This window comes from Paenibacillus sp. FSL M8-0334 (genome assembly GCF_038000405.1).
GTDB classification, from domain to species: Bacteria; Bacillota; Bacilli; order Paenibacillales; family Paenibacillaceae; genus Paenibacillus_AQ; species Paenibacillus_AQ campinasensis.
The window spans coordinates 1,118,851-1,135,579 of sequence record NZ_JBBOCH010000001.1; the positions used below are offsets into that span (position 1 = coordinate 1,118,851).

The following is a 16,729-nucleotide window of genomic DNA, read 5'->3' on the forward strand; positions in this document are numbered from 1 at the left end:
GGTTCTCCACCAGCCCCTTCCTAGTTAAAGCGGATATCATAGCGATGTGCACCTCGTATGAATCCGTTCTCATATTAGCAAAATAATTCCATAACAGGAATAATCATTATATCAGAATAAGAAATGGTCGCGATAAACAAACCTTCTCTGCATAAAACTGCGAAAATCATCCGTTCAATTACAGTCGATATCCGATCTGTTCATCATCGGCTTGCGGTTGTTAAGGAAAACGTTAGGGAATGTTCACCCTGATGTAATCAGGGTTTGATATGATATGGATATCGCTTATGAACAGGAGAGATGAAACCAACCGGCTGTGCAGGGCGTATCAATCTTTAATGTTACCTGGCAGGCAGTCTAATCACCAAGGAGGAACCCCTATGCATCATCGACTGGAACACATGAATCGCTGTCACCCGGATTATGTCACAACTTCACGCATCGCAGGCCTGATCGGAGAAGGTGTGATCATGCTGGCAGCCGTCGTTTATTTGATTATCGCTTCCCGGATCGGCTGGACGCTGATTCCTGGATGGATTGTGCTTGGATTATCACTGCCCAGCCTCTGGTTCACCTGGTATATCCCTTCGTTCACATACAAGCATTTTGGATTCATGGTTACAGATGAACAGCTGGAACTTCGCTCAGGATGGCTCTGGCTATCGGATACGCTTGTTCCGATGACACGCATCCAGCATGTGGAGCTGGAAAGCGGCCCCCTGCTCCGCAAGTACGGTCTTGCCAAAATTAAAGTTGTTACGGCTGCAACGACCCATGTCATCGAAGCGCTGAAGCTGGAGGAAGCGGAAGCGCTGAAGAAGCGGATAGGGGAACTGGCGAAAGTGGTGGAGCACGATGAATAAACCGGCTCACCTGCACAAGCTGTACATCCTGTTCCCGCTCGTCAGCATCTTCAAATCGCTGGCCCCGGCCTGGATTCTGATTGGCATCCAGCTGCTTCGCGGACGGCCGCTTGAGCAGCTGCCATGGAACTGGATTGCCATCGGCGTGCTGGCTGTCGTTCTGCTCGCCATCGTCTTTGGCTATTTCCAGTGGAAGCGATTTACGTACCAGTTGGAGGATTCCAGAATGGTGATCCGAAGAGGCGTGCTATTCCGCGATGAACGGTCGCTGTATACCGGAAGAATCCACTCGATGAATATTGAGCAGCCGCTGCTGCAGCGCATGCTTGGCATCATGCAGGTGAGGATCGAAACGCCCGGCAAGAAGGATGACGGAAGCGTCCTCCCGGCCGTATCGGGTCATGCCGCGGAGTTGCTCCAGAAGTGGCTTCGCGAGCGAACCCAGACCGGGAGCACCGGACTGGCCGGAGCGCATTACAAGACCAAGAGTGAGGACCAGACGGAGGATGACACCGATCCAGCCGCCGTTTCCATGCCGGCTTCATCGTCTGGCCCCGTACCACATGCAGATGCCGGCATTCCGGCGGGAAGTGCTGTACAACCGGATGTGGGCCCCGACTCGGGCCAGCAGAGTAACGCGGCGTCCGATCAGATCAGTCCGGGAGAGCTATCAGGGTCGTCCTCGCAGTCACATGACCAGGAAGTGTCCCGGCATACTCTGATGCAGCTCTCTAACGGAAAACTGCTGACAGCCGCCCTGACCTCCCCCAATCTGTCGCTGGCGGTGGCTTTCATCGGCGGTCTGATCTCCTTCGCTGACAATCTGCTGCCGGACTGGATGTATGACACCCTCCTGCAATCTGCCGGAGGCCTGTCCTATGGCAGCTGGATAATAGTTATCATCTTTGCCCTGACACTGACATGGCTGTTGTCGGGTCTACTGTACACCCTGAAATATGCGGGGTTTACCGTGGAGCAGATCGAAAGGCAAATTGCCGTCAGCTGCGGCTTGCTAGAGAAAAAAAGAGTGCTGTTCTCCCCTGAGCGCGTGCTGGCTGTTACGGTAAAGGAAGGGGTCATCCGCCGCTGGTTCGGCTATGCCGAAGTCCGATTGCATGTGCTGACTTCAAGCGAGGACAAGACTTTCATGCTGCATCCCTTGCTTAAGAAAGATGAGATTCCTGCACTTCTGGGGAACGTCGTCCCTCAGTTCGAGGCACATCCGATCACCGCTTCTCCCCCTCGGAGAGCACTGTGGATGTACCTCGTATGGAAGCTTGTTGCTGCTTCAGCTGCCATTGCGGCCAGTCTGTCCTATTTCGGCCTTCCGGGCCTATGGAGCCTGCTGCTTCTGCCGCTTGCCGTTCTGTGGGGAATGCTCGCACATCGGGATGCCGGCATGAATCTGACGGGCAAGCAGCTGACGATCCGCAGCCGGTTTATCGCCCTGTCAACCCGCTATATGCGCCGCCCGCATATCGTGTCGCTCAAAGCATCCGCATCCCGCATGCAGCGGCGGAAGGCTCTTCTATCGATGAAGGTTAACATGTTCTCCAGTGAAGCCAGCGAAAGCCTGCGGGGAATGGACCAGCAGCACATCGAAGCGGTATGGCGCTGGTACGAACCCGGCAGCCATGCCAGAAGATCGTCCGCGGAGCTGCAAGAGAAGAGCATTACAGAATGACGGCATCCACCTGCCAGCCGGAATCAGGAGCATTTTTACATGGATTGGCTATAGCATTTATCGTGTTACTTATGAATTCGTTAAGACGTCCGCTCTGGCTCAACTTTGGCTCGTGCCTGTGGACCGAAACCGGCAAGCTTGTAGATCCACAGTGTCACGCCAAGAAATACAGCGTAAATGCCTACGGTCAGGATAATGTTCGACGGATTGGTCATCAGATTGTCTCCCACGAGCACAAACAGCAGCATCGCCGGAATTTTCCCAAGGGACGAGGCTACACTGTAGGACAGGAACGACATTGTGCTTAACGCTGCGTACACATTAATGAAGATCGAAGGAATGACCGGGATTAATCGGGAGAACAGAATCGCCAGGAATGCGTTGCGCTCGAACATGGCTGTCACTCTGCCCAGACGATGCTGGCCATGCAGGAGACGGCTCCCCCATTCCGCATACCCATACCTGACCCATGCAAACATCAGGATCGAGGCCATCGCGGAGCCGGCCCAGGTGACAACCCCGCCAGCCATCGGCCCTAGCGCCGCTCCGATCACCCCTCCCACCACCGGGTAGGGGATGACGGGAAACAATGCCATGACCGTAGCCATCAAGGTAACGAGTACGAGGTTATCCGCAGACTGCAGCCACTGCAAAATGTCACTTCCATAAACATAGATCAGGCAGCCAATGGCAATATAGGCCGCTGCCATCCCTACTTTCTTCAGCATATATACACGCTCCGGTTATCAAGTTAACCCCATTGTAGCATGGACCAGGATGGTGGACAAAAAGTCTACGCGCCCAGGGAGTATGCTCGAGTATTTGATCCGGCAGGATGGCCCAAGCCTAAAAAGCAAAGAAAAAAGAGCCTTAGAAGTGAACGCTCCCCTGGGCTAGGTGTATCTAACCCAGGAAAACTTTCAAAAGCTCTGGCTCTTTGTAGCTCTCTGGCAATCAATCACAACGGCGACAGTTGTCAGCGGTAGGCGCCGTAGATATGCTCCTGAACTAAATGGCTGTTTCCTGCGATTCCGAAGGATATTTCAGTCCCCACGGCTCGCGAATCCGGTCAAGCAGCTTCATAATCGCAAGCGACTCGTCCAGCGGAATGATATCACTTTCAAGGCGGCCTTCAAGAAGACACTTGCCAACCTCATAGGCTTCAAAGGCGTAGCCCTTTTCCTTCCGATCATCCTTAAAGTGAACGGGCTCTTCTCCCTGGACATGAAGCGAAGCCGAAGTGGCATTGAGGAAGGACGGGATGTGGATATAGCCTTCAGTGCCAAAAATATACGCCTCATTGGTAAGCCCAAGCCGGATCGCTCCGTTGAGCGACGCGGACTTGCCGCCTTCATAGGTGAGAAGGACGGAGAACTGCTCATCCACGCCTGTCTCCCCGATATGAGCGGTGCTGTGGATCTGCTCCGGCTCGGCCCCAAAGATCATCGAAGCAAACGATACCGGGTAGATCCCGGCATCCAGCAGCGCGCCTCCGCCCAGCTCCAGATTCAGCAACCGGCCTTCGGGGTTCCAGCCGCTCCGGAAGCCGAAATCGGCTTTCACCAAGCGCGCCTCTCCAATGCGGCCGTCCTTCAGCCATTCCCGCACCTGGCGGATCGGAGGCAGGAAGCGTGTCCACATCGCTTCCATCAGGAACAGCTTGTCCTTCCGGGCAGCATTGATTAACTCTTCCAGCTCCGCTCCATTGATGGTGAACGGCTTCTCGCACAGGACAGCCTTGCCTGCACGCAGGCTCAGCAGGACGTTATCCCGGTGCAGCGGATGCGGGGTCGCAATATAGACGGCATCCACATCCTGATCCTGTACCAGTTCCTCATAGCTTCCATACGCACGGGGTACGCTGAATTTTGCCGCAAATGCTCCAGCGCTATCCGATGTACGCGAACCGACGGCCAACAGCTCCGCATTGTCTGTGTAGGCCAGGTCAGCGGCAAATTGCTCCGCAATCCAGCCTGTCCCCATAATGCCCCAACGAATCTTGCCCGAATTGTTCAATATTGTCTCCTCCACGGTTCTCGTTCTGCTTGTTATTGTTTGTCTCCAAAGAGCGGATGCAGGTTCGGGGTCCCCATTGTTGTAAGCGATTCCCGAAAACGGTGTGCAAGACCGGACGCTGCCCCGTCTATTAACGATGTCGATCCATGATGTCTTGATTCATTATATCGTATTTTCGAGATTCTAACGCATCATAATGGAACTTCTAATAAAACTTTAAGCGCACACCGGTTAATAGAAAACCCCATGGCAAGGCCCCCAGCACATGAACTGCGCTGGGGGCCTTGTCAGATGTTTATTTCGAGCCCCAGATCGACTCGTTATTGCTTCCGATCAGCGAGAAGGTCATAACCTCGTTATGGCTGGAGAGCTCATTCTTCTGCTTGAAGAACACACCCTTGTATGTCACACCATTAATGACCATGGTGCAATAATAAGTGCCCGGCGTGTGAGACCATGTTCCCCTTACATCGCCCGTGATGGTGCCGTTCGCATTTAAAGTGACGCTGCGGGTAGGCAGCATGCCCACCCCGGATGTTGAGGCATCCAGTCCCATATTGATGAATTGATACGTTCCAGCCATTTCGTTCATGCTGTAACCCGTCTCCGAGATGCGGCTTCCCAGAAACTCATATACCGCCGTGACAGGCCAGTTATCCTCATTCAGGAATTGCTGATGCACCCGTACCTCGTGCATTTCCGTTCCATTGTTGAATCGGGTATGGTAAACCAGATACCGCGCGCCATCTGTATCAATCAGCGCCGAGTTATGACCTCCCGACTTATAACCTAGCGGAATGCCCGAGAGATTGTAATTGCCGAACAATTTAATCCCGTAATTCGCTTGATTGATGGAAGCGGAAGGATACACGGCCTGATTGCCTGCCGCGTCTGTATACGGACCGTCAATTGTTCTAGAGCGGTATAGACGGATGTGATAACCGCCTTGGTTCGCCAGACCGCCGTATGTGATATACAGATAGTAATAGCCTGTGTCCTCATCATAGACGATATAAGGGGCCTCCCCGGTTTTGCCGTAACCGCCGGCGATACGTTTGCCGAAGTAACGATCTGTGTTGCCGCTGTCTGTTCCCGGATAATATGGTCTGCCTGTTTCGGGATCAAGCTCCAGCATATAGATGCCGCCAGACCAAGACCCGTAGCTCATCCAGAGCCTGCCGGAAGTATCGTAGGTCAGAGCGGGATCGATGGCGTTAGGGAACAGCGTATTGTTATAACCGCCGTTGTTATTGAACCAGCCGCTGCGGACTCCCGATAAGGTACCGTTGTCGATCAGATCCGGGATGTTGGTATTCTGAACCCAAATATCCACGGTTTTCGTCCCGAGCGGTGACGTGGTCGTAATCGGGTTGCTTGTGCGTGTGAAACCGGAATAAACGATGGTATCGATATATTCATATGGACCTGTGATGGACTTGGATACGCCAAATCCGATCGCGGAACGGATATAGGTTGACGATGTGCTGTAATACAGCATATAAGCTCCTCTGGAGCCATCGGCCCATACATAAGATGGATTATAGGTCACATCAGGCGCCCATACCGCGTGGCCTCCCGAGCTGTCCTGATCATTATAACCTGCCCACGCAAACGATGGCGCAAGTGCCGAGGTCAGAGCCGCACCCGTGCTTCTGGCTGCATTGCCCGTGCCTCCCGCCTTGATCAGCTTCCATCTTTGCATGTCTCCGCCCCAATAGTTCCACTGCTGGACATTGGCGCCCGCAGCTGTGCTTCCATCCGCGACGTCCAGTGCAGAAGCATAGTTGGAGGCCTTGGTCAGAAAAGAAACCGTTCCATCCTCGTTCTGCTGGATTCGGAACAGCTGCATAGGGCCGCCCCAGTATGTCCATTGCTCAATATTGGTGCCATCGGCAGGGGAGCCGCTGTTCACATCAATGCTGCTCTGGTAGGAAGAGTTAGCTGTCAGAATATAATAGTCTCCGTTGCTGTGATGCACAATTCTGAACTTCTGCGCATCGGAGCCGTTATACGACCATTGTCGGATGTTTGTTCCGTCGGCTGCCACCCCGTCGGCAACATCCAGGTACAATCCGCTGTTCTTATTCTTGATATAATAATAGCCTTCATAGGTGGATGGCGCATACAGGGTGCGATTGGTGTAGCCCTGGGTTCCGACAGGCGACCAGTTTCTCAGATCCGTACTGCTCGCCTGGGCCAGGTGGGAACCGAAAACATAATATCTGTTCGTTGAAGAATCGTAGTATACGGATGGATCATGGACCGTTACTCTCGTCGTATTAGAGGTGGTTGATGAGCTTGCGGCACCCCATGCGCCTTCACTGCTTACACTGACCGCAAGAAATATAAATACTAGAGCCAGAATGCCCAGCTTGCTCCACAGATTGTGAATCAGATGCATGATCGAACACTCCCTTCATCATGAAATCTAATATGCTTAGTCTCTCGAAATCCTGTTTCCTTCGGAATCATGCTTTCTTTGCATCATAGCTTTGGCTAGGTCGCAGGCGTCCCTGTATTCATTATTAAGCGCTTTCAAAGCTGAAGTTAAGCTGACATCACTGCAATAGAGACAATAACCACCTCATTTCATCCATTATTTTTATATTTATGCAAAAATAGTTTTATATGTATATCATACACTGGACAACATGTCGAAGTAAGGTGAATTTTGACGTTACACATTCCACAGATCAACAAAAAAAGGCCTCTTCTTTCGATCATGTGAACGACCGGAAGAAGAGGCTTCGGACATGTGTGATATTCCAAAATAATAGTTTAATTCATAGTCTCTACTTTCAGCTCATAGAGCAGGTTGTAAATCACCTGGGCACTTTCCGCCCTTGTCATCAGACCGGACGGCTCGAAGCGGCTTGCGCCCCGACCCTGGACAAGGCCAAGTGCATAGGCCTGCTCGATGGACTCCTGGGCCCATGCCGGTGAGGATGCAATGTCACTGAATGGTACGTTTGCGGTACCGGCCGCCTCGCGTTGTCCAGCTGCGTAAGTGAAGCTTCGAACCAGCATGACGGCCATTTCCTGGCGTGTGATGGAAGCATCCGGTGCAAAGCGGTCTGCCGTTATGCCCTGGATGATGCCTGCTTGCACAGCAGCGGCCACCGCATCCGCGTACCATTTGTCACCCGGCACGTCGGCAAACGATGACGTTTCGCCAGCCTGCAGCTCAAGCAGACGCACCAGCATGGCTGTGAATTCCGCACGGGTTACGGTCCGGGCCGGGGAGAAGTGTTCCATGCTTACACCCTGAACCAGCTGTCTAGCGGCCAAGTCGCTGATAACATCCGCTGCCCAGTGCGAAGAAGGCACATCGGCGAAGTCTTTGGAATAATCGAGCAAGCCATACGTACCGGATTCCTTGATGTTCGCCCTCATAAGCCCTTGTTCATTCACGCCGCCTACATATTTCAGCTGACCGTCGTCCATTAGCTGATACAGACCGATGCGTCTGCCGGCTTCACTCTGCAGAGGCAATCCGATCGTTAACCTCTCATCAAACCCGGACAGATTCAAGGCGTTCCCCGCCTCATCCACCCATGCAAGGCGAAGATCCAGCAGTTCTCCCACGGGATTCAGTGTTGCCCGCGTGAGCGATGCGGCAGCCGCCAATCGCTGCATCCGCTCCGCCGAAGACAGCGGCTCGAGGGACAGCCGGATCATCCCCTGATCCGATTGCCCGGCTGGCGCAAGCTGAGCCAGCTGACGCAGCAGTTCAGGCGGTAAGGTAATGTACGCATTGCTTGCCTCAATCCGGATCATGCCGTCGCCTATAAGGTCGGCAGCATTGCCCGGGAGTGTCAATTCGCTGATCGCGCCGTCAATGACCAGTCTCGCCTCCCCGTTCACCAGCCTGGAAGTTACATCGTCCGCCGTCAGCGTAAGGCTGCCGGAAGGCAGTGGTCCCGGCGGCGTGACCGGCGGTGTCTCTGGCGGGGCAACTGGCGGTTGTACCGGCGGCTGTACCGGTGGTGCAACCGGCGGCGCTGGCGGCGGATTCGGCGCCGGCACACCCGGTGTATCGCCACGCAGGCGGACCCTGAGCTCATACTCGGCATGGAACAGATCATAAGTGGCGCGAATGACCGTCACGCCTTCTGCAAGCGCATGGACGACACCGGTGTCACTGACGGAAGCGATGTCCGGCCTGCTGCTTGCATATACGACGCCTTCCGTCAACCGGATGCGCGTACCGTCGGTATACACAGCCTCGGTCACCGTCACATCCGTATCACCTACCTGCAGCTCTCTTTTGCCTTGAAGCTCCACATGCTGTACGGTCCCCTCCGGCAGTCGGTCGACCTTCACATGAACATCGGCATACACGCCCGGAGCCGAGACGCTGGTCGCTCTAACCACCGCATCACCGAGCCCCAAGGCTGTAACGATCCCGTCAGCGGACACCTCGATCACCTGCTCCGGCTCCGAGCTGTAAACCGACCATACGACGCTCGCATCAGCTCTCTCCGGCCGAACTGTCGCTTTCAGCGCCTGACTTTCTCCCACGGCCAGCGTCAGTTGATCCGGTACAACTTCGATTCGCTCCGGCACAGGAACGTTATCGTTCTTCGTCAGCGTAAACTCGTCCACGATGCGGCCGTGGATCGTCTTGGCCACATAGCGAAGCTCATCGCCTACAATCTCAATCGATGCATACATCTGGGTCTGCTCTTCATCCACGACCTCATGCCATCCTCTTTCCGTGTGAGAATAGAACTTCGGCCCGGTTGAACCGGCAACGACATACGTCGTGCCTTTGCCGTCTGGAGAAATCTGCTTGTTCTTCATCGGATAAGACCGGACATAGATGTGATCATGACCGTTCAGCACCAGGTCCACCCCATGCGCCTCCAATACCGGCGCCCACAGCTCGCGAACCTCGGCCGTATCATAGATGCTGCCGTATGGCCCGCGGTGGAACATAGCGATTGTCCAAGGCTTATCATTATGAGCCAGATCCCGCTCCAGCCAATCCTTCTGATCCTCCAGCTTGTATTCACTGTTCAGCACGACGAAATGCATATTGTTGTAATCGAACGAGAAATTCGTGCCCTTAAGGTGATCCAATCCGTTGCCAGGCTGGTTGAAGTGCGCGAGGAAATCACCGTTCTCCTTCGTGCCCATCACCTCATGATTGCCGATGGCCGATACCAGCGTCGTGTTCATCAGATGCCCTTGAGCCGCGCCGAACCAATGGTTCCACTGCTCCTCCAGGAAGCCTTTGTCCACCATATCGCCGGCATGAACCATAAACTCCGCATCCGGATGCTCCTGAACAGCCTTGTCCACTGTATGGCCCCAAAGCTTGAATTCATTGGCCGTCGCTGCCTGGGAATCGGCAAAATACAAAAACTTCGTCCGCTCCCCATCGCCGTCGGCGGTCTTGAACGTGCCTTCACCGCTGTAATGACCTTGGCCATCTCCGACACGGTACACATATTCCGTCCCTGGCGCAAGGCCGGCGGCCGTCGCCTTATGGACACGAACCGTGCCCAGATCCAGCGTATGATACAGCTCGCTGCTGCCATCAAACCGCTGTACATTCGGCGCATCAAAGCTTGTAAATGCCGAACGCTCAGCCAGCTCGACCACCGTCCCGGTCGTTCCCGGATCGGTATGCCAGGCAAACATTCTGGACTCGGCCGGATCTTCGCCCATGCCGACGCTGATGTTCGACGGAACCGGACTGCCCGCCAATGGCGAAACGGTGAATTCCGCGGCCTGGCTGTAGTGCTGATCCTTGACAGCCTGAACGCTGTAGGTTCTCACATTCGCCGTGAGGACACGGGTGCTGAGTATGCCCAGTCCATTCGTGATTCCGATTTCCGCTCCGTCCGCAAGAATCGATGCCCCTTCGACCGGCAGCCCTTGCTTGTCCTCGAGCTTGAACTCCGTCTCATAGCCTTCCACGATGCCATCCGCATTCCAGCTAAGCACATAGGCGGTCTCAATCCTGGAGTGCAGCGGCAGGCCATAGAATGAAAACTCGGTGCTGCCTGTATCGACAAAAGATACCGCCCCCGATGTTAGTCGGATTGTGCTCGTGCCGGCCGCATCCCGTTTGACATCATAGCGGATCTGCCCGATCAGGTCCTGATCGTTTAACGCTGCGGTATCGATGTCCTTCCAGCTCACCTTCACCACACCGGTTGTGCTGTTGATATCCGCCTGCACCTGCGATGTGCTCAGCTTCCCTCCCGGAATCAGCTCCAGGTTCTCCACCTTGGACATATCGAATGCGAACTCAACCTGTCCGCTGCGGATGTGCGATGTCCGCACGCCGCCGATATCAACCGTATACGTCCCTCCGGCATACACAGTATCCGGCGTGTCGTAGACTACCCGGGCTGCACCCGTGTCGACTGTAAAATGCCATTCTTCGCTTGTCTGATTGCCCGACATATCGCGCACCATCACCTGGACCTGGTGCACCCCGTCCGCCAGCGGGATTCCGGGCGTGTAATGAATGCGCCCTTCCGGCGGATAGAGCGTATGCGGCACCAGGCTTCCATCCAGGTACAAGCGGATTTTGTCCGGATCAATCAAGGTGGTTCCCGGATTCTTCACCGGATCATATCCCTCGTCCTCCGCATACACCGTGATCGTCGGCGTATTATTGGCGATCACCTCTCCGTCCGCAGGAGAGAAATCGCGCAGCACCGGCGGATCGATATCATCATTGGCCGGGCCGTACAATGCGCGAATTTCATCCACATAGATAACCCCGGCATCCTTTTTCTCCGCTTGGGTCTCCATGTACCGGACCGGCATATCCATCGTGAGCGGAAGCTCTCTGCCCTTCGGCACCGTCGCCTCAAGGTATCTCCAGCCCGTAAAATCAACACCCGTCGTCTGATTGGTGAAATCCAGCGGGATGGCGCCTTTGCTGTCACGCAGCTGCGCACGCAACCAGTGCCGGTTGCCATCGCCATACACCCACATGCTGATTTTCTCCGGGTAACCCGGAATCTGCAAACTGTCATCCAAGGTTTTCGTATGAAGATACGCACCGGAGGTTCCCGTCATTCCTGTAAAATCGTACTCCAGCTTAAGCGAGCCGTTGCCGGAACGGACATAGGTATCCTCTGTTTCAATAGAGACCCGCGTCGATTTAACCTGCGCACCGGAGCTCGGCCTGTAGCGGTCCAGCCCGTTCTCGAAGTCCTCCAACATGACCGGAGGCAGGCCAACATTGACCTCAATCGAAGTTTCAGCCTGACCATATTTCACATAGATTCTGCCGGTCACGCCCTGCTCGTCCGTTGCCGTAAACGTTCCGCTGGCATCAATGATGCCGATATCCCCCTCAGTCCGCCACTCGAACCGGCTGTTATCCGCCTGGACGACCTGTCCGTTTCGCAGCGCCGTAACACTTAGCGTCTCCGTGGAGCCTGAGGCGAATGTCTTGACCGTATCGGCAAAAGACAGCTCGGTCAGCTCATCCACGACCTCGACACGCGCACTGCCGCTTAGCCCCCCGGATTGCACCTTAATGTCCGCAGCTCCCGCTGCGTTTCCGGCTCTGAACAAGCCGCCGCCATCCACGCTGCCCACAGATGAGTCCACGCTCCATACAGGCGTTCCCGTCATCTCTGCCGGATGGAGATTGGCATCCACAGCGGCAGCTTGGAAGCTGACCGTTGAGCCTGTCAGCACTCTTTCCAATGCCGGCGTCACCACAAGCTTGTCGGCTGCGCCTTCAGGCGCTTTATTCACCAGCAGAATGCCGTTTGCCGTCTTGCGCTCACCGCCATCAGAAGGAGAATTAAGCACGGTTCGCTCCTTCGCCCCCGGCAGTCTCGCAACGAAGGTCGAAGAGCCGCCGCCATCCAGGTTAATGGCATTGACGACCCCAAGCTCCTGCAGAATCTCCCCGAGCTGGACGTAGTTCACCCCTTCACTGAAGCCCGGCTGACGCCCGTCGATTTCGAACATGACGATCGAGCCATCCGCCTTCGTGCCAATCGCTGTTCGCGGATGGATGGCCGGATCGGCATGCTGCTGCACAACCCCGTCCTTCACAAGCTGAACATTGCCTCCGACAGCCATCGTGACATCCTTCCATTCCCCCTGCAGCTCGAAGCTTGCCGTGACCTCATCCCCGATCTGGAGCCCGGACAGCTTGCTTCGATGCTGGCCCGACGCGGACAACACCACCTGGTTGGCCCCGAGCGGGGAATTGCCCTTGTTATGATGGATGGAGACCACTTTCATGGTCAGCGTCTCCCCGCTAGCTACTCTTCCATTCACAACGTCCAGCACCACTTCATCCCCAAGATCATTGGTCATGGTAGACGTGTGGAACTTGTCCGTATATAGAACCAGCTCCTCATTCCCGCGCATCCGGTTGATGGAGGAGAGCGCGCTTGTCATGCCGTTGATGGTGACGCTCCGGCTGAGCGTCGGCGTTCCGAACAGGCTTGTGCCGTCCTCCTTGATGCCGAATGCCACTCTGCTTCCCTGCGGGCTGTTCAGAATCTCTCCCTCTCCCATGAACAGACCGAGCGGAATCCCGGTCGACATATCATAGAAGTCCGCATTCACCGCGGCGATGACCCGATTCCCTTCCCGGTCGACATCGGCCGCCATTTTGCTGACTCCCTCCATACCATATACCTTGCCGTTCGTCATGCCCGGTTGAAGCTCCAGGCTTCCCTGGGACGGCTGAAACTCCACCATATGAACCTTCTGTTCACCGCTGCCTTTGCTCATATTCATCCAGGTGTAGACCGCACCGGGTCCGATCTCCATCCGGCGGGTATCCACAACAGAGGAGCCCTGGGTTGCAGCAGCAGCTTGTCCGACTGGAAGCAGCAATGACAGAACCATCACCCCGCTTAACAGCGATGACAGCATCCTCTTGCTCCTCACGAAATTCATAAATTCCCTCCTTCCAATAATAAAAAGCCCTACCCGGGCAGTATAACGATAGCCTGTAAATTCCATCTCCCTTCTTTGTTAATCAATGGTTAATTCTTTCATTCTCCATCGTGTTCATAATAGGACTTACCTTTATCTTAATGAAAATTTATTCCGTTAATCAATGATACTTTTGAATTTTTATTTCTCTTCATAGACAGGCATATGGGCCGAATTTCGTAGTTCAGGAGTATAGTTCGAACGACATGTACATGTAACACAAAGAGCCGCAGTCCTGTGACTGCGGCTCCATGCTCCGGATTATTTAGGCTTCACATTGCCTTTGGAATCGATTTTGGCATTGTATGATAGCTTATTCAGTTTGGCAATGAGGTTGTTGTTGTATTTGGAATCCATCAGCGTTGGCTGTCCTTGAATGATTTTTACCGGGGTAACCCGGCTGGTGATCTTTGAACCCTGGATATCAAAATGCACCATCATCGACAGCAATGTCTTGTCTCCCCCGCGGGTGGAGCGATTAAACACAAAGTTGCCAAGGGAATAATAGATCGGTTTCCCCTTGTAATACTCAATTCCCATCAGTGTGTGGCTGTGCGAGCCGATGATGATGTCCGCTCCGGCATCGATCATCTGCTTAGCCATCTTGCGGGCGTAATCCTCCGGATAGTCCGCAAATTCCTGATTCCAGTGTATGTACACAATCGTGACATCGTTGTCCTTGGCCGATTTTTTGATATGAGTGAGCATCGGCTCCATCGCATATGCGCCGGCAACGCCCGGATTATTCTTGCCTGCAATCCACGAGTTGTGCGGAACGACCCGGCTGACGCCGAGCACCGCGATCTTTTTCCCCTTGACGGTTTTCACATAAGGCTTGAAGGCCTCGTCAATGTTACTGCCCGCCCCCGTATGCCCGATCTTCTGCCGCCGCAGATGAATCATCGTGTCCATCATCGCCTGTGGGCCGTAATCCAGGATGTGATTGTTCGCAAGCGTAACACCGTCAATTCCGGCGTAGACCAGACCCTTGAGGGTATCCGGCTTGGAGCGGAAGGCAAAGGTTTTGTCCGCCTTTTTCCCCCGGATCGAGACCGGTGTCTCCAGATTGGCAAAGGCCAAATCGGCCTGCTTGAGCGTAGGTGCTACCTTTTTAAACGGAAACAGGTTGCCGTAGCGCTCGATCTGGTTCCCGACATAGCCATCCAGCAGAATGTCCCCTACAAAAATCAGCTCTATCGGCTCATTTGTAGGCTTGGTGGATGCCGCGGATGCCGCAGACGCCGGAAGAAGCATCATCACGACCAGCACAAGCACCAACCACTTCTTCATTATCGATCGCCGCCTTTCGTGGTGTAGTATCGTGTTTATCCATTCTTATACGCCTTAGACTGGAAAAAGTCGCTAAAGGTTGCAGGAAGCTGAGGTCAGTCAGCGTCATGAACCGAAAAAAATAATTGAACATGACGATAAATCGCTATATATTTATACATAACGCAATCAATACGAAGAATTTGTTTACGTTTCGAAACCACCAAACCTCAATAATGAGCGAAAAAGGAGATTTGCGATGCATCTCAATTCCGGAGCGCACACGCCCTTTCTTATTGATGAAACGGATCGCAGCATTATTGCCATCCTGGGAAAGCATGGACGCATGTCCTACACGGATCTGGCCAAAGAGATCGGCCTGTCCCGGGTCGCTGTGCAGGCCAGGGTACAGACGCTGCTGGAGAACGGCGTCATTGAACGTTTTGCGGCCGTGATCAACCCGGAGAAGGTGGGTATTCACGTATCCGCTTTTTTTAATGTGGAGGTGGAGCCGAAGTACTTGCAGCAGGTCGCCGATCAGCTGGAGCAGGAGCCTTACGTCACCAGCCTGTATCACATGACCGGTCCGAGCAAGCTGCACATGCATGGGCTGTTCGCCGACCATAAAGAGATGGAAATGTTCCTGAACGAGAAGCTGTACCCTCTGCCCGGCATTACGAGCGTGGACACGCAAATTTTGATCAAACGGTATAAAAGCCGGATGGGTATCCGACTGTAAATCTTACTTATCTTAACGGACAGAAAGGAATCATCACATTGAATCGTATAAAAAGCAATCCATACATCGAGCTGACTGTCGGCATGTTTCGAACCGGCATTCTGGGTTACGGCGGCGGTCCGTCTGTCATCCCGCTTATCCGTTATGAAGCGGTGACACGATATCGCTGGCTGAACGACGATGAGTTCGGCGAGGTGCTGGCTTTGGCCAATGCGCTGCCGGGGCCGATCGCCACCAAAATGGCCGCCTACCTCGGCTATCGCGAGAAGGGTGCGCTCGGGGCCGTGCTGGCCGTGCTGGCGCATATTCTGCCTACCTGTATTGCGATGGTCGCACTGCTGTCCGCAGTCACTGTGCTGAGCAGCTCCAAGATTGTAGCCGGCATGATCGCTGGCGTAACGCCAGTCATTGCCGTGATGCTCGGAACGATGGCGTATGAGTTCGGGGAGAAAGCCGTCAAGGGACTTGGCCTATACGTTGGCATCGGCATGTTCATCCTGTCCTTCCTGCTGCTGGAGGCGGTGCAGATCCATCCGGCCATCGTCATTATGCTGTTCCTGGCATATGGAGCGGTGCATTTCCGCGTGCTCGCGAAGCTGAAGAAAGAGCGGAAGAACAAGGAGGGATCGGCATGATGGAAGATTGGCTGCAGCTGTTAATCAGCTTTTTTGTCGCGAACGTCCTTGGCTACGGCGGAGGCCCGGCCTCCATTCCGCTCATGTATAAGGAGATTGTCACGAACCACGGCTGGCTGAACGATGTGGAGTTCTCCAACATGCTCGCGCTTGGCAATGCGCTGCCGGGGCCAATCGCCACCAAAATCGCGGCCTTTGTCGGCTACGGTGTAACCGGCTGGCTCGGCTTCATTCTTGCCATTGCGGCCACTGTCGTACCGTCAGCCATGGCGCTGATCTGGCTGCTGAACCTGCTGCAGAAATACCGCAGCTCGCCCGTCGTGAAAGGTATGACCCTGCTCGTCCAGCCGGTCATCGCCATCATGATGCTGGTGCTGACCTGGCAGATCGGCAAGAGCTCGGTCCTCTCCATCGGTTACCTTCAATTTTTCGGAATTGCAGCGGTCGCCTTCTGGGCGATGAACAAACGCAAAATCCACCCGGCGCTGGTGATCGTCGCGGCCTTTGCTTACGGCGGGCTGGTGCTCTCCCAGACGATGTAAGGTGAGGCAGGTTGGGAGTTCAATTCTGATAGAAGAAGTATTCAGGG

The 16,729-nt window shown here is 54.4% G+C and carries 10 protein-coding genes; 5 read left to right on the forward strand and 5 right to left on the reverse strand.

Translation table 11 applies throughout. The features are described from left to right. Positions 1 to 380 precede the first annotated feature (380 nt). Together MKX64_RS04925 and MKX64_RS04930 are read left to right on the forward strand one after the other, a co-directional pair. Positions 381 to 863, forward strand: a complete 483-nt coding sequence (locus MKX64_RS04925; RefSeq protein ID WP_341035449.1) for a PH domain-containing protein — start codon at positions 381 to 383, stop codon at positions 861 to 863. Continuing rightward, on the forward strand, positions 856 to 2,547 hold the full coding sequence (locus MKX64_RS04930; RefSeq protein ID WP_095265480.1) for a PH domain-containing protein: 1,692 nt from the start codon (positions 856 to 858) through the stop codon (positions 2,545 to 2,547). Before MKX64_RS04925 ends, MKX64_RS04930 begins: the two co-directional genes overlap by 8 nt. Before the next feature lie 80 nt (positions 2,548 to 2,627). Here MKX64_RS04930 and MKX64_RS04935 read toward each other — a convergent pair whose 3' ends face one another. The 5 genes from MKX64_RS04935 to MKX64_RS04955 form a co-directional block, all read right to left on the reverse strand. Beyond that, positions 2,628 to 3,275, reverse strand: a complete 648-nt coding sequence (locus MKX64_RS04935) for a TVP38/TMEM64 family protein (protein ID WP_095397629.1) — start codon at positions 3,273 to 3,275, stop codon at positions 2,628 to 2,630. A gap of 280 nt (positions 3,276 to 3,555) precedes the next feature. Then, positions 3,556 to 4,566 (reverse strand): Gfo/Idh/MocA family protein, encoded by a 1,011-nt coding sequence (locus MKX64_RS04940; RefSeq protein WP_330164000.1) that lies wholly within the window; start codon positions 4,564 to 4,566, stop codon positions 3,556 to 3,558. A gap of 292 nt (positions 4,567 to 4,858) precedes the next feature. Continuing rightward, positions 4,859 to 6,964 (reverse strand): RICIN domain-containing protein, encoded by a 2,106-nt coding sequence (locus tag MKX64_RS04945; protein ID WP_341035450.1) that lies wholly within the window; start codon positions 6,962 to 6,964, stop codon positions 4,859 to 4,861. Between the two features lie 377 nt (positions 6,965 to 7,341). Beyond that, the gene (locus MKX64_RS04950) at positions 7,342 to 13,458 is read right to left on the reverse strand and encodes a phosphodiester glycosidase family protein (RefSeq protein ID WP_341035451.1); all 6,117 of its coding nucleotides are present in this window, start codon (positions 13,456 to 13,458) and stop codon (positions 7,342 to 7,344) included. Positions 13,459 to 13,758: 300 nt separating this feature from the next. Next, positions 13,759 to 14,787 (reverse strand): CapA family protein, encoded by a 1,029-nt coding sequence (locus tag MKX64_RS04955; RefSeq protein WP_341035452.1) that lies wholly within the window; start codon positions 14,785 to 14,787, stop codon positions 13,759 to 13,761. A gap of 238 nt (positions 14,788 to 15,025) precedes the next feature. Here MKX64_RS04955 and MKX64_RS04960 point away from each other — a divergent pair, with 238 nt between their 5' ends. From MKX64_RS04960 to MKX64_RS04970, 3 genes are read left to right on the forward strand one after another with little or no spacing between them, the layout of a single operon-like run. Next, positions 15,026 to 15,505, forward strand: coding sequence for an Lrp/AsnC family transcriptional regulator (locus tag MKX64_RS04960; RefSeq protein ID WP_095397632.1), 480 nt, complete (start codon positions 15,026 to 15,028; stop codon positions 15,503 to 15,505). Between the two features lie 47 nt (positions 15,506 to 15,552). Continuing rightward, complete coding sequence (locus MKX64_RS04965; RefSeq protein ID WP_179292116.1) at positions 15,553 to 16,140, forward strand: chromate transporter; 588 nt, start codon at positions 15,553 to 15,555, stop codon at positions 16,138 to 16,140. After that, a complete protein-coding gene (locus tag MKX64_RS04970; RefSeq protein ID WP_095265582.1) occupies positions 16,140 to 16,682 on the forward strand; it encodes a chromate transporter in 543 nt (180 codons plus the stop codon). The genes MKX64_RS04965 and MKX64_RS04970 overlap by 1 nt, the downstream gene beginning before the upstream one ends. Positions 16,683 to 16,729 lie beyond the last annotated feature (47 nt).